This window comes from Candidatus Leptofilum sp. (assembly GCF_965223285.1).
Lineage (GTDB): Bacteria > Chloroflexota > Anaerolineae > Promineifilales > Promineifilaceae > Leptofilum.
This window is the reverse complement of record NZ_OZ244997.1, coordinates 3426045-3448242: the sequence shown is the minus strand read 5'-3', so window position 1 is coordinate 3448242 and position 22198 is coordinate 3426045. Positions and strand designations below refer to the sequence as shown.

Genomic DNA, 22198 nt, shown 5'->3' with positions numbered 1-22198 from the left:
TCAAAACAAATAGGACACAGATTTACACTGTTTTACACAGATAAGAACCAGAAGCAGTGTGAACCTGTGTTGATCAGGACACTGATCAATTTGTGATATGTTCTCAAGAAAGGAGAGATTGAGTCTTTGGGGAAGGTTCCTGTTCAAAGGTTTCTTGGATAATTTGCTGGCACGCCGCTAGTTGAGCTTCTGCTTCGGTACGCTGACCATTCTGCAAATGTAGCTGAATCAGCCAGCGGTGCCACCCTTCATGATGGGGTTCAATGGCAAGGATCTGTTGGGCAAAGTAGATGGCTCTCTCCAGCTCGCCAGCCGCTTCATATTTTTTTATGAGCTGTAACAGGGTTTCTAGGGCCAGCAACCGATGTTCTTCGCGCTCCAGCGCGGCCCATTCCACAAACCTGTTGGCATCTTGCACTTGTACAGTTTCCAAGAAATCACCTTTATAAAGCTCTATAGCTGCTTCCGGTTGTTGAGCGATGGTTTGCTGAAAAACGGCCGTATCCAACCAAACCTCATACGCTGGATTCAGCCGCACCGTTTGCCGTGTGATGAGTACACTGTCCTCGCAAACGCGGCGCAGGCGAGACAGCAGAACCCGCAAATTGCTGTTGGCCTGTCTACGTGATTGGGCATTGAATAGCAATGAGGCCAGCGCATCGCGCAGGTGTGGGTAAGGATGGCACACCAAATAGGCAAGCAACGCTTCAACTTTATTAGACGATGTGTCGGCGATTGGCTGCCCGTTAATGAAAAAAGATGGTGAACCAAATAAATAAATCTTCAATCCTGTCGAAGATTCGACCATCTTATCATGCTCGATAAATGTTTTTTGCTCTAATGACTGCATAGTTCTCTTGGATGCGAAGCAAATTGTTGATAGTCAGGGTATCCTAAAGGGGCAAAGTTAACGTTTAGCTTACGTGCCAAATTGGCGGGGAAATGGGAAAGCAGACAAAAAGAAACGGCCGTCTCCCACAAACGGCCGTTTCTTTTTGTAAATCACAATAAGTGTCTTGATAAAAACGAGCCGCGATATTGTGAGTTACTCAAGTAAAAGCGTGAGGAACGGCTCTGTCTAAATCAAAATACTTTCCCGCTTTTACATACCAAGGAGTGAATGGAAGAATTAAGGTGCTTTAGTGTGCTGGTACAGGTGCATCATCAAACTGCGCTTCTTCGGTAGACCCCTTTAGGGCAGCGGTAGACGCTTCACCACCGGAAACCGTCAGTTGAACCTCATCAAAGTAGCCAGCTCCCACAAAGCTTTGGTGCTTAATAGCGCGGTAGCCATCGCTGGCTTCCAGATCAAACTCATGCTGCTGCAACCGTGAGTAGCCAGCCATGCCATCCTGCTTGTAAGCCAGTGCCAGCTCAAACATGCTGGTGTTTAGCGCATGGAATCCGGCCAGGGTAACAAATTGGAACTTGTACCCCATATTGCCCAGCTCTACCTGGAACTTAGCGATTGTGTCCTCGTCCAGGTTGCGTCGCCAGTTGAACGATGGTGAACAGTTGTAAGCCAGCATCTTGCCGGGGAATTTCTCATGAATGGCGTCAGCAAACTCTTTGGCTTCACCCAGGTCTGGCGTAGAGGTTTCGCACCAAATCACGTCGGCATACGGAGCGTAAGAGAGGCCGCGAGCAATGGCACTTTCCAGGCCACCCTTCACATTGTAGAACCCTTCAGAGGTGCGCTCGCCCGTGATGAACGGCTGATCCCGTTCGTCAATATCGCTGGTGATCAGTTGGGCTGAGTCGGCATCGGTGCGGGCGATGAGTACGGTTGGTACGCCCATCACGTCGGCGGCCAACCGTGCCGACACCAGTTTTTGGATGAATTCACGGGTAGGAACGAGTACCTTGCCGCCCATGTGGCCACATTTCTTGGCAGAAGAGAGTTGGTCTTCAAAGTGAACACCCGCCACGCCCGCTTCAATCATCATCTTCATTAGCTCGAAAGCGTTAAGCGAGCCGCCAAAGCCAGATTCGGCGTCGGCAACGATGGGGGCAAACCAGTAAACGCCGTTTTGGTTGTTCATGTGGTAAATCTGGTCGGCGCGCATGAGGGCGTTGTTGATGCGCTTGGCTAATTTTGGTGCGCTATCGGCCGGGTAGAGGCTTTGGTCTGGGTAGGTGTGCCCGACGCCATTGGCATCGGCGGCAACTTGCCAACCACTGAGATAGATGGCTTTGAGGCCAGCCTGCACCATCTGCACAGCCTGGTTGCCAGAAAGCGCACCCAGTGCATTGACATAATCTTCTTTGTGCATTAACCGCCAGAGACGTTCGGCTCCCATCCGGGCCAGGGTGTGCTCAATTTGGATGGTTCCCCGCAAACGGCAAACATCATGGCTGGTGTACGGCCGTTTAATGCCCTGCCACCGCTTATCAAACTTCCAGCTATTTTCCATTTGCGATACGTCATACTGTTTTAACATGCTCACTCCTCCAAGTTTTGATTAAGAAACACAATTGTTAAAAAAATATGCGGCGATTATTTTGACTTGTGCCGCGAAAACACTAAATCTTTTTTAGCCACAGAGTTTTTAGAGGGGTTAAATCTTTTCTCTGATTTCTCTTTTTCCTCTGTGGCTTTTACAGTTTCTAATTGAGACGCTCGTATGCAGGCAATGTCAGAAATTCGGTGAACTCTTTACCGATGATGATTTCCTCGAAAAGCTGGCTAGCATCTTTGTATTTGCCGTGTTCAAATCGCTCTGAGCCAACGGCCGTTTCTATTTGTTTCATCACTGCGGGCATCAATTCGTGCAAGAGTTCTGGGGTGATGGAACGGCCGTCCGCCAGCTTGGTGCCGGGGTTGTGCAACCATTGCCACACTTGGGCGCGTGAGATTTCGGCCGTGGCGGCATCTTCCATCAGGTTGTAGATGGGTACGCAGCCGCTGCCATCCAGCCAGGAGGCCATGTATTGAATGCCCACATCCATGTTGGTACGCAGCCCGGCTTCGGTAATGCTGCCCTGCGGCACTGTGAGCAAATCTTCAGAAGTGATGTTGACATCTTCCCGCAGCCGCTCAATTTGGTTGGGGCCAGGCATCACCTTGTCGAACTCTTCTTTGGCAATGGCCACCAGTGCAGGATGAGCCACCCAGGTGCCATCATGCCCGTCTTCGGCTTCACGTTTCTTATCGGCGCGCACTTTGCCTAGAGCGTTTTCGTTTGCTTCGGGATTGTTTTTAATCGGAATTTGAGCCGCCATGCCGCCCATGGCGTGAATGCCACGCCGATGGCACGTTTTGATAAGTAGCAGCGAGTAGGAACGCATCATATGCGTCGTCATCGTCACTTCGGCGCGGTCTGGCAGTACAAAGCTAGGGTGCTTACGGAATTTGCGGATGGCACTGAAGATGTAATCCCAGCGGCCGCAGTTTAAGCCAGCGGAATGGTCGCGCAGTTCGTACAAAATCTCATCCATCTCAAAAGCGGCCAAAATATTTTCGATGAGAACGGTGGCTCGAATGCTGCCTTGCGGCACGCCGAGCATATCCTGTGCCATCACAAACACATCGTTCCACAAGCGGGCTTCCAGGTGGCTTTCTAATTTAGGCAGGTAAAAGTAGGGGCCGCTGCCTTTGTCCAACAATTTTTTGGCGTTGTGGAAAAAGAAAAGGCCAAAATCAAAGAGGGAGGCAGAGACGGAACGGCCGTTCAGCAGCATATGCTTCTCGTCCAGGTGCCAACCACGGGGGCGTACCAGCAGCGTCGCAATCGTTTCATTTAGTTGGTAGAACTTGCCGTTGGGGTTGGTGAAGGTAATTGAGCCGTCGATGGCATCGCTCAGGTTAATTTGCCCCTGAACCGTGTCGAACCAGGTGGGAGAATGAGAATCTTCAAAGTCGGCCATGTACATATTGGCGCCAGAGTTCAGCGCGTTGATGACCATTTTGCGATCCACGGGGCCGGTGATTTCCACACGGCGATCCATCAAGTCGGCGGGGATGGGTGCCACTTTCCAATCAGACTCGCGAATTACGGCCGTTTCCGGCAAAAAGTCAGGCATCTCCCCCGCATCTAAACGTGCCTGGCGCACGTCCCGCTGCTTCAGCAAAGTGTGCCGCCGCTCATAAAAAGCATCATCAAGGGCAGCAACAAAATTCAATGCTTCTTCGGTAAGAATGCGTTCAAAACCGGGGTGGATGTCGCCAGTAAGCTGGAACTTGTGGATCATGTGGGAGGCTCCTTGCTATTTTCTATCTTCGCTTTTTGTAAAATCCGCATGTTTAGCGAAAATTCGCTGTTTGTGAAGAAAAGTATAACCAAATGATGCACTGTGTCAAGAGCAAATTAGCGATTTCTCGATTCCTAGCGAAAATTCGCTAAAAGGAGTAAGATTGTGCCATGCTTACACTACCAACCCCCACGGCAACTGATGCAACAAATAACCGCTCAACAAAGCGAGCCCCCATGACAAATAACCTCATCAATATCATCTTTGGTATGAAAGTGCGGCAGGCACGGCTGGAGGTGGGCCTTACGCTTTCAGAGTTTGCCAGCCAGTGCGACCTCTCCCCCTCCTACGTCACAGAAATTGAAAAAGGGCGCAAATACCCCAGAGTAGACAAAATCATGCGTATGACCGAGGTGCTGCAAAAACCGTATGATGAACTGGTCTCAATCGCGTTGTCCCCATCCATGGCCTACCTTAGCACCACGCTCAAGTCGGCTACCTTTCAACGTTTTCCGTTTGATGAATTTGGTTTGGAAATGGGGGATTTGGTGACACTGCTCACCCGTGAACCAGAAAAAGCGAGTGCGTTGCTCCATGCCGTGTTGGAAATCGGCCGTCGTTATGGCCTGCGCGAGGAAGATTTTCTACGTGCTGCTCTCCGTTCCTACCAAGAAATCCACGAAAATTACTTTCAGGATTTGGAAGATGCTGCCCAATCGTTCATCCAGGAGCATGGCACACAGCTTGGTTTAACGGAAGAACCGCCTATTAGCCAGGAGGCATTAAAAACAATTCTGGAAGAAACATACGGCTATGAGCTGAACCTGCAGGCGATAGATACGCAACCAGCCTTGCAAAAATATCGCTCAGTTTATTTTGAAGGTAAAAAGCCCCGTCTGTTTATTAACAACGCTCTCAATTCGCACCAAGTCACGTTTATTTTGGCAAGGGAAGTGGGCTACCAATATTTGGGGCTAAAAGAGCGTTCATTTGTCTCCACGCCAGACCAGATTGACTCATTCCAGCAAATCCTGAACGATTTCAAGGCCGCTTACTTTGGCGGCGTGCTGCTCATGCCCCGCCAGCACATGCTGTCTGACCTGCAACATCTATTTGAGCAGCCCACCTGGCCCCCACACCTGATGCTGGCGATGCTGGACAAATACAACGTGACACCAGAAATGCTTTTTTACCGCTTTAGCGAACTCATTCCGCAATTTTTTGGCGTGAAGCTGCACTTTTTGCGCTTCCATCACCAGGAAAACAGCACCACCTACCAGCTCATCAAGCAGCTCAACATGAACCAGCTCATTGTGCCCAGCGGCATTGGGCTGCTGGAACATTACTGCCGTCGCTGGCTTTCGGTACGGCTCATACGTGAGATGGTCGATGCCGAACACGTGCCGACCAGCTCAGATAAACCCCACATTGGCGTGCAAATGTCTGAATTTGTAGATACGCAAGACCGCTTTTTGTGCCTGGGCTTTTCCCGCGAACTGAGCCTTTCGCCAGGGGTGATGAGCAGCGTCATTGTAGGCTTCCGCGTGGAGCCGGACATGAAGAACACCATCCGGTTTTCTCAAGACCCGGCCATTCCGCAAGTAATCATTAACGAGACGTGCGAACGCTGCCCGCTCACGGCCGAACAGTGCCGCGACCGCGCCGTCGAACCAACCATCCTGTGGGATGAGCAGAAGCAGCGAGACCGCAAGCTGGCCCTCATAGAAATCCAAAACCAACTGTAGCAGAGACTTTTTACATGCGATGGAGCTAAAAGAACTCTATTGGCAAAATTATTTTGCGCCAGAAATCGTTTCTCAGGCTCAAAAAATACGCACGACGTATCAGGTAAGTTCAACAGGTGTTATCCTTCATGTTGATGCGTTTGAACAATCAACATCTGCGCCTGTTCTCATTTTTAATCACGGTGCCGGGGGATATTCAAGATTGTTTACACCCTTGGCTCTCGCCCTCTGGAAGCTAGGCTACACGGTGCTCCTACCGGATCAGGTTGGCCAGGGGTTATCTAAGGGTATGCGGCCCAATTTGTCCATTACTAATTTTGTGGCAAACATTGTAGATGTGTCAATCTGGGCGAGAAAGCAACATCGCGGCCCAATTTTTCTAGCTGGCGGTAGCCTGGGGAGCGGGTTGACGTATTATGCGGCGGCGGCGGGTGCGCCAGTTGATGCCTTGATTTGTCACAATCTTTATGCGTTTGGCCGGATGGCCGATGTGTTGGCGCTTTCCAGTTTTAGTTGGGCAACGGCCGTTCCCGGTTTGCCATTCCTTTTTGAGAAGAGTATCCAGCTGCTGGCTGCACTAATGCCAAACTTGCCCATTCCCTACCAACTGCTGGGCAAGTTTGCCCGCATGGTAGACCGCAGAGAGCCAGATTTTTATGCTAAGTGGCGAGCCGACCCTGTACCGCTGCGCTGGGTGACACCACGCTATCTCCGCAGCATGTTTACCACAAAAACGGCCGTTCCCTTCCGCAAAAACCAACTCCCTATCCTCGTCATCAATCCTACCCTAGATGAGATGGTTGATCCCAAGGTTACAAAGCGTAACTTCGAGCAACTTTCCGGCCCTAAAACGTATGCCGAATTGCCATTCGGCCATTGGGCGTTAAACGCCGAATTCGTCACGCAGTGGGTGGATGTGGTTGATTCCTGGTGCCAATCTGTACTAGCTAATGGCATGTAAAAAGACCGCCTCGTTAGAAGTGACCTTCTCAACCGTATCAGTATGGTTCAAGTGTCAAACTTGAGCGGCAAAGCTGGCTCAATACGCTTTGACATTTCCAAATGACTTTGTTTACGCAACGCTAAGCTGCCGTTTTAGTTCACGCACCAATGCACTGCCATTGGGGGCATACCCATCGGCGCCAACATGATCACAATATTCCTGGGTAACAGGCGCACCGCCCACAAATATTTTTACGCTATCACGCAGTCCCGCTTTTTCAATCGCGTCAATCGTCGGCCGGAACATCGTCATGGTGGTGGTTAAGAAGGCACTCATGCCTACGGCATCTGGCTGATGCTTTTGTATGGCTTCAACAAAGGCAGCCTCAGTAACATTTACGCCTAAATCAATGACCTCAAAGCCCGCGCCTTCTAGCATGATGTTGCACAAATTCTTACCCACATCGTGAATGTCCCCTTTAACGGTTCCCATGACAAACTTACCCACGGGCTTGGCGCCAGTTTCGGCAATGAGCGGCCGTAAAATATCCATCGCCCCGGCCATAGCTCTGGCGGCCACCAACATTTCGGGAACAAAGTATGAGCCCTCTTCAAATAAACGCCCCACCTCTTCCAACGCGGGAATCAAAGCATCAAAAAGGGTAACAAGCGGATCCATACCGAGCTGAACCGCTTCTTTGGTTAAGGCAACAACTGGGTCACGCTCTCCCTCAATTGTGTGGTTAAAGAGTGAATCTAAAATTTCGTTTTCTCTGCTCATGGAAGTTCCTCAGAAATAATTTTGCCACAGAGATCACAGAGAAAAGAGAGAATTGCGTAAGCGCAAACTGCGCCGTCTGCGAAATCTGCTGTTTTTCATTTATAGAATCGATCTTGCGCTCTTGGTTCTTTCTTAATATTTAAACCAATTCTTTTACCAGCTCGCCAATCATCCGGATGCGTTCAATGTCAGCCCCGGGAGGCACTTCATCCGAAACGCCCAGAACCAAGCGCGGGTAGAAATAGTCAATCATTTTTTTGGTGTAGGCGACCATTTCTTCAACAGGGTATTGGTTTTCGTTTACCAGCAGCGAGGGAATGCCATCCATCACAATCAGGTCGCCAACGGCATCCCGTATTTGTTCAATGGTGACATCCCCTTGCGGAGCGGCCGTCGGGGCTTCAATGGCATCATAATCAAAATCGCGCAGATGGGGCAGCAAGGATTTCATCGTGCCGTCAATATGCACAGAAACAAACTTACCAGCAGCATGAAGCTGATCGGTACGCATGGCATAATAGGGAACCAGATGTTTTTTCCAAACCTTGGGGGAATCAATAAATCCGTCTACATTTTCGCCCAAATTGACGATCTGCACGGGGCTCTTACAGATGACATCGTACATCACATCATCGGCCGCCGTGGCAAATTCAACGTACTCTTCTAACACAGTGGGATGATCGTACATAAAGTAGATGGCCTGCTGTAAACCCATTTCCTCAATCATCAAGCGCTGGATAGGTGAACGCCGAAAGTAAAATTGTGGGGTTCCATAGTCGCCGTATTTGGCTAAATCTTGTTGGAACAGTTCCTCGTCCCAGAACCACTCTTCATCTTCATGAATGTATTTCAAGATTTTGAAGTCTTCGGCTTCTTTAAGGCGATATTCGGTAATGTGCGAGGAAACTTTCCATTCGTCAAACTCAATGACTTGCGAGAGATCACCTATGGGCGTGTGCCAGGTGCGGCGCAGGGTTTGATCATCCTTCCAGTCAAGCTCCACATCTACTGTGTTGTAGCGAAACTTGAGCCATGAATTGCCGCGCAGCCAGGATCGATCCCACATGAAGTAGCGAATTGAAGCATGGCAATAGTCACATATTTCTGGGAAGCTCGCGTCTTTTAGATGTTCCGGTATTGTTCCATTGGCCTTATTTACCTTGTACCACCAATCCAAACGTGGCTGCCAGAGGACGCCGCCTGGGTCTTCGCCGCGAAAAATTGCCAGTTGCATTGCGCCGTAATTGGGTCGTGTTGTGGAAATAGTCATTTCACCTAATCCTTTTAGATACACTGTTTCTTATTGTACAATACCGAAAACGAGACAACGTTGTCTTGTGAGTAATTAGCCTATCTTTGTGCTATTTTGATATTATGATGTTTATGGAAAAGCGACTGGCTGCAAATATCATTGACTCCGATATTGAGGGTCACTACACATTTTTTCCTTTTGTTGAAGGCATCTCAACCCAACTGCATCAGCACGATTTTTTTGAAATCTTTCTAGTTAATGAAGGCAGTATTTTTCATCATGTGAATGGTGAGATGATCTTGATACGAAGTGGCAGTCTTGTTTTCATTCGCCCCGATGACGCTCATTTCTTCCGTAAGCATGAAAATCAGAGTTGTGAGCTGATTAATTTAGCGTTCTTGCAAGATGCCTTCTATGCAACGGCCGATTTCCTGGGTATTGCTCAACAGAAAGACGCATTGCTTGAATTACCATTGCCTCCACTGGTTTTATTGACAACGGCCGAAAAGAGTTGGGTTGCAGCTCAGTTAAAACAGTGGGGGCAGCTAATGTATCGAGATAAAGGTCATTCCCGCGTCACGCTTAAAGCCTTTTTGGCACAAATTATCTCGAACTTTTTTATTACTCGTTTTGAAGATTATGTTGGTGATGTGCCTGCCTGGCTGAAAGCGTTGTGCCAACAAATGCAGCATAGAGAGTATCTGGTGGAAGGTAGAACGGCTTTAATGCGTCTGGCCAATCGCACGCCTGAATATGTCGGGCGAATCTTTAAGACCCACCTCGGCGTTACACCATCCCAGTTCATCAACGATTTACGCCTCAATTATGCCACTGACTTGCTGCTCCACACCGATCTAGCCGCCATTGAGATTTGCTACGAAGTGGGTTTTGGTAATCTCAGTCATTTTTATCATCTGTTCAAAAGACGCTGGAACTGTTCGCCGATGCAGTTTCGCAAGATGAATCAACGCTCACGCGTTGTTTGAATTTTAAGAAAATTGCCGGGCTGCCCCAAGCAGCGCGGCCGTTGCGCCTAGTTTCCCTTGGAGAACTGGAACCGATAGGGCAGCGGAGAGCGACTGCTCAAAAAGAGGCAGGGCGTTGGCAATGCCTCCTTGCAGCAGCACAACATCTGCCTGAAAATCTTCTACCCACGGCCGTAAAAATGCGCCTAAATTTTGCCCAAATTCTATGAAAACCTGCTGTACGGCCGTATCCCCTTCCTCGGCCAACTGGACGGCCGTTTTCACATCTGCCACCTCAATCCCTGCCTGGCGCAAGGCCGTTAACAGGCCGCGAATTGAGAACCATTCATCTGCTTGCTGTCCGTTAAACAGGATGGGGTAGAGCCAGCCGTTGGGCGGCACGCCGACGCCTTCGCTGACGGCACGGCCGTTTACCAAAAATGCCGAACCGCAGCCCGTGCCTAAGGTGAGGCCAATGATGCGGGAAAACGGCCGTCCCACACCATACACCACCTCCCCCACAATGGCCGCTTCGGCATCATTGCGGAAGCGAATAGATAAGTCCGGCAAACCGAGCCGCTGCCGTAGGGCTTTGCCTATGTTCAGGCCGTAAATTGCCTCATATTTAGCCACCCCCTGAATGTGGCTGATGCCTTGCTCATAATCGAACGGCCCTGGGAAGCCGATACCCACGCCCAGTAAAGGGAGGTTCCCGATTTGGTCTAAATAACTTTGGATGATGCCTGCCAGCGTATCCACTATTTCGGCGCCTGTTCCCTGGCTGTTGATTGGGGTTGTGGTCAGGTTAGTCAGCATACGGCCGTCATCAGAAACCACGCCGCTTTTAACAGACGTGCCGCCGACATCGAGGGTGATGATACGGCCGTTGTCCACATCACCCATCATCACGCCGCAGCCTTCTTCATAAACGCCTTCACCACCCAGGCTTGCGTGCTGCCCTCATTGATGAGTCGGTAAGAATTGGCGGCGGCTGGCACGACAAACGTCTCCGCATAGCTAAACGTTTGGCGCAGCCCGTTGGCCGTTTCCAGCGTAATCGCCTCACCCTCCACCAAACTCATGATATGGGGCGAGCCATCTGTATGGGCTGCAACTGCATCATCAAACTCAAAGCGATGGACATCGTAGAAATGGTCTGGATGGGTAGGCAGATGCAGCAACTGCCAGCCATCCCCTTGGGCGATGACGCTTGGTTTAGCGATCAGTTCTGCCTGCACCCGCGCGCCCTGACGGTCAAAGTATAAATTTTGGAAGGCGCGCTCGATGTTTAACGGCCGTGGCTTGCCCTCCAAATCGAGCCGCAGCCAATCATACAGTTTGAAGGTGAAAATGTAGGGCGTGGCGCTGATTTCCAGCACCAGATTATCAATGCCGGAGCAGTGGATGGTGCCGTTGGGGATGAGGAAGAGATCGTGTTTATGGGCTGGCTCGACGTTGACATACTTTTCCACATCAATTTCCGTTCCTTCCCTCAAGCTGCGTTCAAGTTCAGCCCGAAATTTGGCCGGATCAATCCCCGCCTGAAAGCCAAGATACACTTGAGCCTCTGAGCCGCAGTCCAAAATGTAGTAAGTTTCATCCTGGGTAAAGGTTTCGCCAAACTGCTCACGGATAAATGCTGGGCGCGGATGGCACTGCACAGATAGATTGCCGCCGTCGAAGGTGTCTAAAAAATCAAAGCGGATGGGAAATTCATAGCCAAAGCGGTCGGCGCAGTGACCCAAAACGGCACGGTGATTGTGGTACATGAGGCAATCAAAGGAGGCTTCCAGGAGACGGCCGTCGCTCTCAAAAATCAGCCCATTTTCCGGCACGATCAGCTCAAACGACCAGGCATAGTTAGGCACATCTTGGGGTAACTGCGGCATTTTCTCTTTGATCCACTGCCCACCCCACGGCCCCGGCTCAAACCAGGGGCGCACCCGGAAGTAATTCTGGCTCATTGTCGTCAGCCCGGCACGGAAATCATCGCCGCCCATAAAGGTTGGCTCAGTGGGGCGTTGTCCATCAACAATGAGGTCAATATTGGGCAGATGTTCCGCTTTGTGCTGATTTAGGGCAATCCAATCTACAAAGTAGAAGCGCTTGTACATTGGTTTGGGTGGGATGACCGTTTGGCTGCCAAGGTTGGTAACGGCTCCGGCGCGAGAGCGGAATTGCAGCTCATTTTTGGGCAAATCGACGTAAACTAGCAGACCTTCCCAGCCAGCCAATGCCGCGCCGCAGCCGTAGATGATGTTGAGAACGGCCGTCTCCGCCCCCTGTAACGCGCTCAACTTTTCCTGGTCAAAAAAATCGCCCAATGTCCCGGTAAAGCGCGTGCCAAAGATGGGATCATCACCCCCTAAAAATGGTGCTACCAAGGCCTCGATTTTGTCTGGGGGAAGCAGCACTTGGCTTACATCCACCCAATTTGCTGCCACGCCCAGCTCATGCAACGCTGCATCCAGGCTGGCTCGCAGATCGTCCCAAAATATGCCAACATAGCCATCAATGATGACCTGCTTTTGCCGGATTATACGCGCTGCCAAAGCGTGGTAGCCCAACTCAATCTTGCCATTTCCAAGCGAAAATGCCGGGTACAAGTCATATTGACCAAACGCCACTGCCTCATGTTTTGACGGTAGCAACAGTTGCGTTGTCTGTCGTCGTTTTTTTGCATGCATAAAACCTCTTCATACCAACCATTTTCGTAGGGACGGGACGGCGCGGAATAGCCTTGTTGAAAACAAGCAGTTGTGTCTCCGCGCCGTCTCGTCCGTCAATGGCGCAAAATGGGGGCGAGATGACCAGGAGACAAGGTTGTTCGCTGTGCCAAAACCTAGCCCGGCCATCCCGCCCCTACGGGTTAATGGTGAGATGAACGGCCGTCATCTCACGAGGCGCCAAAGTCAATTCAACTGCCCCTTCATGCACCGGCAATTCGCGGATTGGTTCTTCCAGGAGGGTGCAGCGGTAGGCGGTTTGGATTTGTAGTTGGGCAGAGCGGAGAACGGCCGTTTCCACCTCATCCCCCACATTCACCAAGCGCACCACCACACCTGCGCCGTCGTGGGCTCGTTTAACGTGCAGCGTCAGGATGGATGGATTGTCTGGCAAATGCAGCAGCGAACCGGCTGCAGGGAAGTGTGGTTCTTCTGTTCGAGGTTCGCCAAACTGTTGCAACAGCGGCTGGTGGCGGGCTGCCTCCAGGCCAAAACGGTGCGCCTGCGCCTCGTCAAAAGCACCGGCATGCGGCCGCAGCCGGTATCGCGCCCGCACTTCGCCTGGCTGGTGCGCCCGAAAATTTGTCCCCCAATAATTGTTTGTCACCCAGCCCAGCAGCATGGCGCGATCCAGCTTGAACGCTTGCTGCCGCTGGCCAAAGTGAAAATCGCCTAGCTGCACCATCGGGTTCTCCGGCGTGGCCACCGTCATGCCTAGCTGCCCGTTGTTAAAATCGACCCAGCCCTGCACGGTGAAGTAATCGCGGCAGACGCCCGGCAGTTGGTCTTCTCCCGCCACGACTGCCTGCCCGCCCACATCAAACCGGGCAGTGGCTTGCGGCAGATTGAAGGGGAAGAGCAGGTAGGTGGCTTCGGGATGGGTTTCCAGCCCCATCTGCCAACTGGCGCGGCACTCGATGAAGTCGGCATAGTTGGGCAAAAAGACGTTTTGCTTTAGCAGGCCAGCGCAGCCTGGGGCTTCTAAATGTTGCACAACATGGCTGCCGAGAGGTGTGTGATAGACTTTGTGGCTGACGACTTTGACGGCCGTACGTCGCGCCGCCTGCCAATCCGGGTTCCAGCCTTCTGGAAAATCAACCAAGTCGGCCTCCCACACCTCTTCATAGTGCAGCTTGCGCGGCTGCGGATGATTCCTGTCCGCAACTGATTCATGGACAAAACTGTGTAGGGGGTAATCGGCCGTTTGATCTACCCACTCCACATCCAGCAGCTTGTCTGTCCAGTGCAAAATCCCGCCCCGCTCCCGATCAAACAGCAGGTGATGACGCTGATTTTCCACCGCTGCGCTGTCGCCGACGACCAGCGTCTCTTCTAAATTCACAAAATCGTCCGGGGAAACAACTTTGTAGCCAAAGCCGGGTAGTTCGACCGGTTTCAACTGAACCACATCACGCAGGCGAGCATTTATGTTAAGCTGATCGTCTTGTTTGGCAGCGACCAACGTGAGGCTGTCCACATCGGCCATGCGATCCTGAAAGTGGCGGCCAGCGGTGTCATCCCAGGGCAAATTGCGCGAGGAGAGGATGCCTGCGGCCACGTCCCCAGCTACCAAACGCGGCCAGGACAAGGGGTTAAACAGCAGAAAGCTCCCTGGTTCGTGGGCGGCAACCTGTTTGGCCAGCGCGGCCAACGCATCTCGCTGTAAAAGCAGGCTCAGGCTGCGCGCCTGGTAAGCGTTGTGCGCTTTGTGGTGCCATTGGGCGGCTGTGTCTTCCAGGTACGGTTTGTGGATGGCCTGATCTGCGCCCCAGGTGTGTTCATCCCAAAAGTGGAGGTGATGCCAGGCGGCTTGGCGGTAACGGCCGTATACCCGCCCCAACTGCTCATCTGAAAAAGCCACCGCGATCGCCGCCAAAGCATCGGCCGTGCGGAGGCGGGTGCGGCTGGCGCGATTGACGGCCGTTTCGCGGGCGCTGCTGATGCAGCCAAAGTTCCAATAATCTGTCCAATCACCCCGGTAGGTGAGCAGCTTGTCGGCTTCGGCGCGTACCGCCGCCCACCAGATAGCGGGCGTAGCAAATTTGAGGCGCGGCGTTTTGCCCGCTGCGTTCCAACGATGAATAAAGTCGGCAAATCCGGCAAAGGCGGAGCCATTGTCGCCAAAGGGATGGTCGCTTTGGATCATCAGGCTGGTGAGCGGGTAATGCTGTTCAGCCAGATAGCGTTCAATTCGTGGCCACCAGGCTTCAAACTGGGCAAAATCATCTTGCCCAATGCCAAAACGCTTGCCCGCAATGTACAGCCAGCCGTTCCAGGTAAGCAGCTTACGGCCGCTTGACCCCTGCCACCAAAAAGCATTCGGCCGTTGCAGCGGCGCGCCGCCATAATGTGGATTCACGGCCATCGAAAACGCTTCAATGCCCACATCCAGCAGCACGTCTACCAGCGGCCAATTGTGCCCGTTTACGTCACAGTTCATGGCGTGGCGAATGGTGCAGCCGTAGTCGTGGCGCAGGCGGCGCAGCAGTTGCAGGCTCTCGATGAGCTGGTCAGTATCCACCAGCGGCGTGAGGTTAGCCAGCATGGCGGTGACTTCAATGCGCCCGGCGCGTTCCAGCGCCATGAAGCGATCAATTTGGGTGGATGTGGTGTGTTGCAGCCATTGGTGGAGAACGGCCGTACTTTCCACCGTCCAGCGAAAAGCCCCGTCACTCTCTGAACCTGCCCACGCCTCGGCACAATCAATCGCCTGGTCAATAAACCGTTCCTGCAAATCCCACACAATTGGCTGGTCATGGGTGTAGCCGATGTCGGTGTGGCTGTGGTGGATAAAGTAGATTGTGTCAATGCGGGGCATCGTTACTTCCTGGTGAATTTGAGGCGATGGGTTTTAATTTCATACGGCGTGTAGCTGGCCATGAAGCTGTGGTCATCTGTTTTTGCGACAGCTTCAGGCGCTTCCTCCAACAAATTGGTTTCGGCCACATCTTCTAGCGCAGCGCAGAGAGAAAATTTCGTTTTGCCATGGCTCCCGTGGCTATCAAAAGTCCGCAAGATAAGGTCATCACCATCTTCTGACTGCTTTATCGTTTCTACAATCAAGCTGGACGAAGCAGCAGTTAGCAGCGATCCGGTGGCGGGAAGCGTTGCGACCCGTTCGCTTGCCTCTGGCTCGGTGGGAACGGCCAGGGCGGGAATGTTTAGCTCATAGGCGTGCCTGTCTACCTGCGCCTGCCGCCAACTGCCTGCATGGGGCAGCAGCGAGTAGGTGAATTCATGTTGGCCAATGTCGCTCTGTCCATCAGGGCGGATGGGGCTGCGGATAAGCGACAGTCGCAGCACGTTTTCCCGGGCATCGTAGCCGTATTTGCAATCGTTCAGCAGGGCGACGCCGTAGTCGCCTTCGGACATATCAGCCCATTTGTGGCCACACACTTCGTATTTGGCCTGTTCCCAGCCAGTGTTGCGGTGGGTGGCGCGCTCGATGTGGCCGAAGGGCAGGTCGTAGGTGGCGGTGCGGCTGCGAATTTGCAGGGGGAAGGCCACTTTTAACAGCTTGCGGCTGTTGCGCCACTCGGCTCGGGTGCGGAAGTCAATCCGTGGGTTATCACTGTAAAGCCACATCTCTTGCTCAATGGTGGAATCCAGCACCTGCCAACTGCTGCTGAAAACGGCAAAGAGCGACCCGTTGGCTACAAGCTGCCAGGGAGCGGTTTGCTTTACGGAATGCTGGTACTCTTCCAGATGGTAGGCGATGTCCCAGGCGCTAAACTTGGTGCCCGGATCGTCCTCAAACACCTGAAAAACGTTACCCGGTGCGGCCAATATCTCGTGGTCATTGCTTTTGTCGTAGAGGCGTGCCAGGTTGCCAGCATCGTCTAGCTCAATTTGGTAAAGGGGAGTTTCAATGAGGTTGTCGGTGAAGGTGGCGGTTTGTTGGTTTGGGCTAACGGCCGTCTCATCCACCAAAGCAGCCACCGTCCAGCCTAAACTGGGAAGATTGGGGGCGCGGAAGTAGGAACGGCCGTTATAAGACTGCACGGGCAACAGTTCACCACCATTCACCCGAACCGCATCTGCCCCGTTTAGCGTGGTTTCTACCAGGCCATCCCGTTGCCAGGAAAGCGTATTAAAAATGATGAGATCGTTGTTTTGTGCCACTTCTGGGCGGAGTTGTTGAACCAAAAAAGATACTGCCTGGTTTTGCACCTCGCTGCCAACGGCAAATGCTGCCTCATAATCTTGCAAGATGTCTGGAACCGCTTCGGGCACGTGCGTGCCGGGTAAGGTGTCGTGGAATTGGTTTAGCAGCACCAGCTTCCAGCCTTCATTGAGCCGCTCTTGCAGCCGAGGGCTGCCGTACAGCCAGGCCAACGAGCTTAATATTTCTGCGTCCCGGTACAGCAGCTCCACCTTGCGATTGTGCCGCTTTAGACCTGCTTTGGTGGTGTAAGTACCGCGATGGGCTTCCAGATACAGTTCATCGTCCCAAACCGGCAGCTTGTCTGCCTTTTTTTCAACGCTACGGAAAAATGTCTCGGCAAAGGTTAGTTCGCCGTTTGGTAGACCGGGAAAATCGGCCGTACGCAGGCTGGCTTCCACCATTTCACGGGTGGGGCCGCCGCCACCATCCCCCCAGCCGTAGATGAAGAGATTTTCACCCATCGTCTCTCTCTCACGAAAATCTTGCCAATGGCGATGCAGGTTGGCAACTTTGTAATCCTGGGCGAAGTGCGTGGGGGGAAAGTGGGCAATAACTTCGCTGCCGTCTGGCCCTCGCCAGCGAAATGTGTCGTGAGGGAAGATGTTGGTATCGTTCCAAATGTTGAGCTTGGCGGTGAGAAAATATTTGACCCCGCTTTTGCGTAAAATTTGCGGCAATGTGTACATCACGCCAAACACATCAGGCAGCCAGCAGGCTTCCGCTTCTACGCCAAACGCCTCACGGATAAAACGCTTGCCAAATAGAAGCTGCCGCACCAAACTTTCCGGCCCTAGCAGATTGCCATCTGGTTCGACGTACATGGCACCAATGACTTCCCAACGCCCTTCAGCAACCCGCTGCTGAACTTCGGCAAAAACGTCTGGGTACAACTCTTTTAGCTTTTCATAGAGGTAGGGCTGGCTGTAGCTAAAACGGTACTCTGGATATTCTCGCATCAGACTCAGCATGTTGGTGATGGTGCGGCAATTTTTGCGCAGCGTTTCTTTAAGCGGCCACAGGTAAACAATATCTAAATGTGAATGGGCGCAGATGTTGATTTTGCCAGAATGCCGGTAGAGATCGTTCTCGAAGATGTTTTGGCGCAAAATGTGGCGGGCACGAACGGCCGCATCGCGGGCTTCCTCACGGGAATTAAGGCAGGAACCAATTTCCCGGCAAGCTGCTTCCAAATGGTGTCGCAGATAGCCTTCAATTTCTAGATTGTCATCACTTTGCCAATAGCTTTGGTAGGCATCTAAAACCAGGCGGGCATCAAAGAGGAAGGCTTCCAGCTTGCGGTCTACCTTTACTAAATTGGCGCGGCTAAAACGGTGATAATCGCGCTCGTCATGACGGCGGGCATCGTAGGGGTAGTTGATGATGAAGGCTTCCATTGCCAGCTCTAGCTCACGACCAGCCTGGGCATAGTCGCCCAGCGGTATCAGGCTGCGGTAGTAATCGAGACCTTGCCAGGGACGGCCGTTTATACTTAGCTGCGTCTCGCCACCATCCAAATCAATGTCCAGGTATGTGTTTTGTCCGGCATGGCTGGCCGGGATGGTGACCATTTTACGGAAAAATCCGGTTGTGTCCGCACCGCCCCACTGCTCCCCAACCTTGATCGTACCCCAATCTGTGTCCAGATGTTCATATTCATTGGCGCCAACCAGGCAGGCACGGCGGTACTGCCACTCTGTTAGGGGGATGTGATCGTAAATAACAAACGCTTCCACACGGGCAAGATGCCGCTCAATCCACTGGTGGGGCATATCTGGGCTGCGTTCTGGATCTTTGGGCTTCCGTTTGATCATAGCTTCTCCGACAAAATATCAACCACGAATTCGGCCACAGGTTTTGTTTTTCCCTGCTCACGCGCCTGGGCAAAAATCTCTGGGGGTAATTCGGGTTCTAATTGGGTTAATAAACGTGCTGCTCTCTCTTTAATGATTTGCCAGATGGCGGGATGGTGGCGAACGGCCGTAACCACCGCCACTGCGTCAGCCTTTTGGTTCTGCCTGGCCATCAACTCTGCCAGGGAAAGCAGAGCATCCAGCACAATGGGCATATTGTGGGCTTGAATGGCCTGCTCAAGCGCCTCGTGGAAATAGGTTTGGGCAGTTTGCCCATCACCGCGTCCAGCCGCGGCCATCCCCAGGCCAACCAGCGACCAGGGTTCACCAAAAGAGAAACCAATCTCCCTGGCAATGGTCAGGGCTTCGGTGTGAATCTGTTCCGCAGCGGCAAAATCGGCCAAACTGTTGGCAACTGCGCCCAAATAACCCAGGCGGCGCGCCACTTCCAGGCGGTGCCCAATGGCTCGATTGATACGCACGCTTTCAGCAATAAGCTGACGCGCTTCCTGAAGGCGTTCACCTCCTACGCCCCAGGCCACAATACCCAGCCCACTAATGGCACGAGCCATCCCGTGTTTATCCCCAACTGCCCTGAAAATGGCTAAACTTTCCTGGAAATGGCCTTCTGCGGCCGCATATTCTCCCAGAAAAAAGTCTACCATGCCCAGGCTGTCCAGCACCTCGGCGATGCCGATCTCGTTTTCGCTGGCTCGGTTTAGGCTCAAACTTTCTGTGAAATGACGCTTTGCCATCGGGTAATCCCCCTCGCCCACGGCAATCCAGCCCAGGTTGTATAAAGCGACGGCGATGCGGCGGCGGCTGCCCAACCCCCGGCTCAAGGTTAACCCTTCTTTGTACAACTGGGCTGCCTGGGCGCTGTCTCCTTGCACGGCCATGACTTTACCGAGGGCATCCAGCGAAAAGACAATTTCAGAGGAAAGCTGCAACTGTCGTGCCCCGGACAAGCTCTTTTGCAGCAGTTCCCGCGCCAGGCCATACATCCCCAGGGCGGCGTAAAGTGCGCCTTGCCGCGCCACCAGCTTGGTGGATAGGGTTTCGGGCAGGTGGTCGTCAAGCTGAACGGCCGTTTGCCGCAATGTATCTACGCCTTCCTGATAGCGACTGCTAATCCAATAAAATTCATAGAGGCTGTCTAGCCCTTTTTCCACAGCAGCCATATTTTGTTGCGCCACGGCCAACTGCCACGCCGTTTGCACATTGCTAATCTCTTCTCGTAATTCCTCAAGCGCGGTTTTTTGCTGCTTTCCTTTTAATAAGGGTTCCTGTTTCTGCAGAAAGCCTATAAAAAAGTCACGATGTTTGTTTTGGGCATCTTTTTTGGCCTGGGGATTTTCCGCCAGTTTTTCGGCCGTAAATTGGCGCAGCAGGTCATGAAGGTAGTAACGGCCGTTTCCCCTCACCTTCAGTAATGACTTTTCTACCAAAGCAGCCAGATCAGGCAGCATTGCCCCAGCTACCTGCGCTGCCGCCCGCTGCCGGAAGCCGCCCTGAAACAGGGATAATCTCTGCAATACAGCCTGCTCTCTGGCGGAAAGTAGCTGCCAGGAATGTTCAAACACAAGCCGCATACTGCGATGACGGTCGGGAACGTTGCGTAGGGTTGTAGTGAGCAAATCAAGGCTGCGCTCAATTTCGCGGGCAATCTCGACACAAGGCAACACTTTCAGCCAGGTGGCTGCCAGTTCCAGCGCCAGCGGCACGCCTTCCACCAGACGACAAATTTTCAACACGCATGCTTGTTCATCCCGTAAGGAAAAATCAGGTTGAACCCGCTGGGCGCTTTGCCCAAAGAGTTGGATGGCACTGTACCCCTCAAGCTCTGCCAGCTTCTTGACGTCATCGTTGTCTGGATAGCGCATTCCATCAACCGGATAGACCCACTCTTCCTGCAAATTTAGCCTTTCACGAGTCGTAACCAAAATTGTGATGAATGGCACTTTGGCCAGGAGCGCAGCCACGAAACCCGCGCCATCGGAGCCATTTTCTTGATGAGAAAGGTCAAGAAGATGTTCAAAATTATCCAGCACAAGCAGTATCTTTTTTTCACGAAGATAGTTAAAAAGCTGTTCGGCTGGGTCTACATCCTGGTAGAAGGAAAAGTGAATGGCGTTGGCAACGGCCGTAACCAACTGCCCCACCGAGTTAAGCGAAGACAGGCGCACAAAATAAATACCATCGGTAAAGGCTGCCTGCTTAAAGGGCTGCTCGGCTAAATTTTGGGCAACCTGAATCGCCAGGCGGGTTTTGCCAATACCGCCTAACCCAACCAAACTCAATAAACGGCAAGATGGATCGGTGAGACGCTGCGTAATTTCAGAAAGCGTTGCCTCTCTACCGACAAAGGGTGTGGCTGGCGTTGGCAAATTATGGGCTTGAGCAGATGGATTCAGGAAAATAGTCTCGCTGCTGTCCCGTTCGGCGCCGGTACCCGTAGTGTCCATCAGCCGGATTTGCTTGTACAGCGCCGTCGTTTCTTGAGCAGGGTCTACGCCTAGCTCGTCTTGCAACGTTTGCACACAGATTTTGTATTGGCGAATGGCGGCGGATTGTTGCTGGGAACGGCCGTACAGCAGCATCAATGCACGATGTGCCGGTTCATGCAAAGGGTCAAGGGCTACCCAACGACGGCCGTAAGGAATCGCCCGCTCGTACTCTCCCCGCGTAGAAAAGCCAGTTACCAACTGCTTTAGGGCGGTGGCAAATTCCTGGCGCAGTGCCTCCGTTTGGAAAAATTGCCATTCATCAAAATCTGGGCAATTTGGCAAGGAAAACCCGGCCAGAAAATGATCCGTATACAAGGCAGCCGTCTCCTCTAAAGCGGGTAAACAAGCGGCACAAACGACCTGAGCTTCATGACCGTGCTGCGTACAGGCAGTAAGAAGCTGCTGGAATTGCGCCACATCGAGCCAGATATCTTGATGATGCAGATCAATAACCTCCCGCTCGGTGATTAACCACTGGTTGCCTAAGGCCTTATTCAGCACCGACAGGTCACGGCGCAGCGAGGCGCGAGCCCGGCTCTGCGAACTATCAGGCCAAAGCAGCGCAGCCAGACTATCCCGCTGCTGTGCTTCCCCCGTAACCGCCAGGTATGCCAACAGCGCCAAAGCTTTATGCCGATTAATTTCAACAGAGCCAGCCGCCACTTCGAGTCGTGGAGAACCAAACAACCACAATTTTAAGCCAGACATTCAAGACCCACTTGCCCCAGATCGTTTTTTGGATCGCTTTTTGGATCGAGTTTGGAACGCTCGCTGGCTAAACTAGACGTAAATAAACAAATTGACATTGTTTTTACGAGGAGCAAAAAATGAATCCTTTTATGGTACAGTTAAGTAAAGTTGTTCATGAAGAGCGTCTGCAAAGCTTTTCTCAGTTGAATGAAAAAAATAGACCGGTGTGGAATGGCTTGCCTAAGCCTGTCTTCCCAAATCTACGCAATAGCCTAAACGCTTTCAGGCAAAAACTGAGTACACATTCTCAACTTGCTTCGACTGGTTCACACATCAGATAATGAGAGCAGGTGTCTTAAATATTTGTAGCCGCAATTTCCTGGG

13 protein-coding genes are annotated in these 22198 nt (G+C 52.3%); 3 read left to right on the top strand and 10 right to left on the bottom strand.

The features are described from left to right. Positions 1-103 precede the first annotated feature (103 nt). The 3 genes from ACOQPU_RS15595 to aceB form a co-directional block, all read right to left on the bottom strand. Positions 104-850 carry an AfsR/SARP family transcriptional regulator gene (locus ACOQPU_RS15595; protein WP_420640758.1) on the bottom strand — a complete coding sequence of 249 codons (747 nt, stop codon included), beginning with the start codon at positions 848-850 and terminating at the stop codon, positions 104-106. A 289-nt stretch (positions 851-1139) separates the two neighbouring features. Further along, complete coding sequence (gene aceA / locus ACOQPU_RS15590; protein WP_420640757.1) at positions 1140-2441, bottom strand: isocitrate lyase; 1302 nt, start codon at positions 2439-2441, stop codon at positions 1140-1142. A 166-nt stretch (positions 2442-2607) separates the two neighbouring features. Next, entirely contained in the window at positions 2608-4191 is a 1584-nt protein-coding gene (gene aceB, locus ACOQPU_RS15585) for a malate synthase A (protein ID WP_420640756.1), read from the bottom strand. Between the two features lie 236 nt (positions 4192-4427). On the opposite strand from aceB, the gene ACOQPU_RS15580 reads away from it, so the two are divergent. Next, a complete protein-coding gene (locus ACOQPU_RS15580) occupies positions 4428-5936 on the top strand; it encodes a helix-turn-helix domain-containing protein (protein ID WP_420640755.1) in 1509 nt (502 codons plus the stop codon). A gap of 19 nt (positions 5937-5955) precedes the next feature. Next, positions 5956-6897: an alpha/beta hydrolase gene (locus tag ACOQPU_RS15575; RefSeq protein WP_420640754.1), complete on the top strand. Its 942-nt coding sequence runs from the start codon at positions 5956-5958 to the stop codon at positions 6895-6897. Positions 6898-7008: 111 nt separating this feature from the next. On the opposite strand, the gene ACOQPU_RS15570 is transcribed toward ACOQPU_RS15575, so the two are convergent. Together ACOQPU_RS15570 and ACOQPU_RS15565 are read right to left on the bottom strand one after the other, a co-directional pair. Next, positions 7009-7659 carry a corrinoid protein gene (locus ACOQPU_RS15570; RefSeq protein ID WP_420640753.1) on the bottom strand — a complete coding sequence of 217 codons (651 nt, stop codon included), beginning with the start codon at positions 7657-7659 and terminating at the stop codon, positions 7009-7011. Positions 7660-7798: 139 nt separating this feature from the next. Beyond that, entirely contained in the window at positions 7799-8929 is a 1131-nt protein-coding gene (locus ACOQPU_RS15565; protein WP_420640752.1) for a uroporphyrinogen decarboxylase family protein, read from the bottom strand. 113 nt (positions 8930-9042) lie between these two features. On the opposite strand from ACOQPU_RS15565, the gene ACOQPU_RS15560 reads away from it, so the two are divergent. Then, positions 9043-9897, top strand: coding sequence for an AraC family transcriptional regulator (locus ACOQPU_RS15560; protein ID WP_420640751.1), 855 nt, complete (start codon positions 9043-9045; stop codon positions 9895-9897). Positions 9898-9900: 3 nt separating this feature from the next. Here the strand turns inward: ACOQPU_RS15560 and ACOQPU_RS15555 are convergent, their stop codons facing one another. The 5 genes from ACOQPU_RS15555 to ACOQPU_RS15535 all read right to left on the bottom strand — a co-directional run bounded on the left by ACOQPU_RS15555 (position 9901) and on the right by ACOQPU_RS15535 (position 21832). Further along, positions 9901-10782, bottom strand: coding sequence for an ROK family protein (locus ACOQPU_RS15555; protein ID WP_420645847.1), 882 nt, complete (start codon positions 10780-10782; stop codon positions 9901-9903). Beyond that, positions 10782-12563 carry a class I mannose-6-phosphate isomerase gene (locus ACOQPU_RS15550; RefSeq protein WP_420640750.1) on the bottom strand — a complete coding sequence of 594 codons (1782 nt, stop codon included), beginning with the start codon at positions 12561-12563 and terminating at the stop codon, positions 10782-10784. Before ACOQPU_RS15550 ends, ACOQPU_RS15555 begins: the two co-directional genes overlap by 1 nt. 175 nt (positions 12564-12738) lie before the next feature. Beyond that, the gene (locus ACOQPU_RS15545) at positions 12739-15420 is read right to left on the bottom strand and encodes a glycosyl hydrolase-related protein (RefSeq protein ID WP_420640749.1); all 2682 of its coding nucleotides are present in this window, start codon (positions 15418-15420) and stop codon (positions 12739-12741) included. Positions 15421-15422: 2 nt separating this feature from the next. After that, on the bottom strand, positions 15423-18578 hold the full coding sequence (locus tag ACOQPU_RS15540; RefSeq protein WP_420640748.1) for an alpha-mannosidase: 3156 nt from the start codon (positions 18576-18578) through the stop codon (positions 15423-15425). After that, positions 18575-21832: an ATP-binding protein gene (locus ACOQPU_RS15535; RefSeq protein WP_420640747.1), complete on the bottom strand. Its 3258-nt coding sequence runs from the start codon at positions 21830-21832 to the stop codon at positions 18575-18577. The genes ACOQPU_RS15540 and ACOQPU_RS15535 overlap by 4 nt, the downstream gene beginning before the upstream one ends. Positions 21833-22198: the final 366 nt, after the last annotated feature.

What these genes read in the sequence shown, in the direction of transcription:
- ACOQPU_RS15595 (WP_420640758.1), bottom strand. Translation starts at nt 850, where the DNA reads ATGCAGTCATTAGAGCAAAAAACATTTATCGAGCATGATAAGATGGTC.
- aceA (WP_420640757.1), bottom strand. Translation starts at nt 2,441, where the DNA reads ATGTTAAAACAGTATGACGTATCGCAAATGGAAAATAGCTGGAAGTTT.
- aceB (WP_420640756.1), bottom strand. Translation starts at nt 4,191, where the DNA reads ATGATCCACAAGTTCCAGCTTACTGGCGACATCCACCCCGGTTTTGAA.
- ACOQPU_RS15580 (WP_420640755.1), top strand. Translation starts at nt 4,428, where the DNA reads ATGACAAATAACCTCATCAATATCATCTTTGGTATGAAAGTGCGGCAG.
- ACOQPU_RS15575 (WP_420640754.1), top strand. Translation starts at nt 5,956, where the DNA reads ATGGAGCTAAAAGAACTCTATTGGCAAAATTATTTTGCGCCAGAAATC.
- ACOQPU_RS15570 (WP_420640753.1), bottom strand. Translation starts at nt 7,659, where the DNA reads ATGAGCAGAGAAAACGAAATTTTAGATTCACTCTTTAACCACACAATT.
- ACOQPU_RS15565 (WP_420640752.1), bottom strand. Translation starts at nt 8,929, where the DNA reads ATGACTATTTCCACAACACGACCCAATTACGGCGCAATGCAACTGGCA.
- ACOQPU_RS15560 (WP_420640751.1), top strand. Translation starts at nt 9,043, where the DNA reads ATGGAAAAGCGACTGGCTGCAAATATCATTGACTCCGATATTGAGGGT.
- ACOQPU_RS15555 (WP_420645847.1), bottom strand. Translation starts at nt 10,782, where the DNA reads ATGATGGGTGATGTGGACAACGGCCGTATCATCACCCTCGATGTCGGC.
- ACOQPU_RS15550 (WP_420640750.1), bottom strand. Translation starts at nt 12,563, where the DNA reads ATGCATGCAAAAAAACGACGACAGACAACGCAACTGTTGCTACCGTCA.
- ACOQPU_RS15545 (WP_420640749.1), bottom strand. Translation starts at nt 15,420, where the DNA reads ATGCCCCGCATTGACACAATCTACTTTATCCACCACAGCCACACCGAC.
- ACOQPU_RS15540 (WP_420640748.1), bottom strand. Translation starts at nt 18,578, where the DNA reads ATGATCAAACGGAAGCCCAAAGATCCAGAACGCAGCCCAGATATGCCC.
- ACOQPU_RS15535 (WP_420640747.1), bottom strand. Translation starts at nt 21,832, where the DNA reads ATGTCTGGCTTAAAATTGTGGTTGTTTGGTTCTCCACGACTCGAAGTG.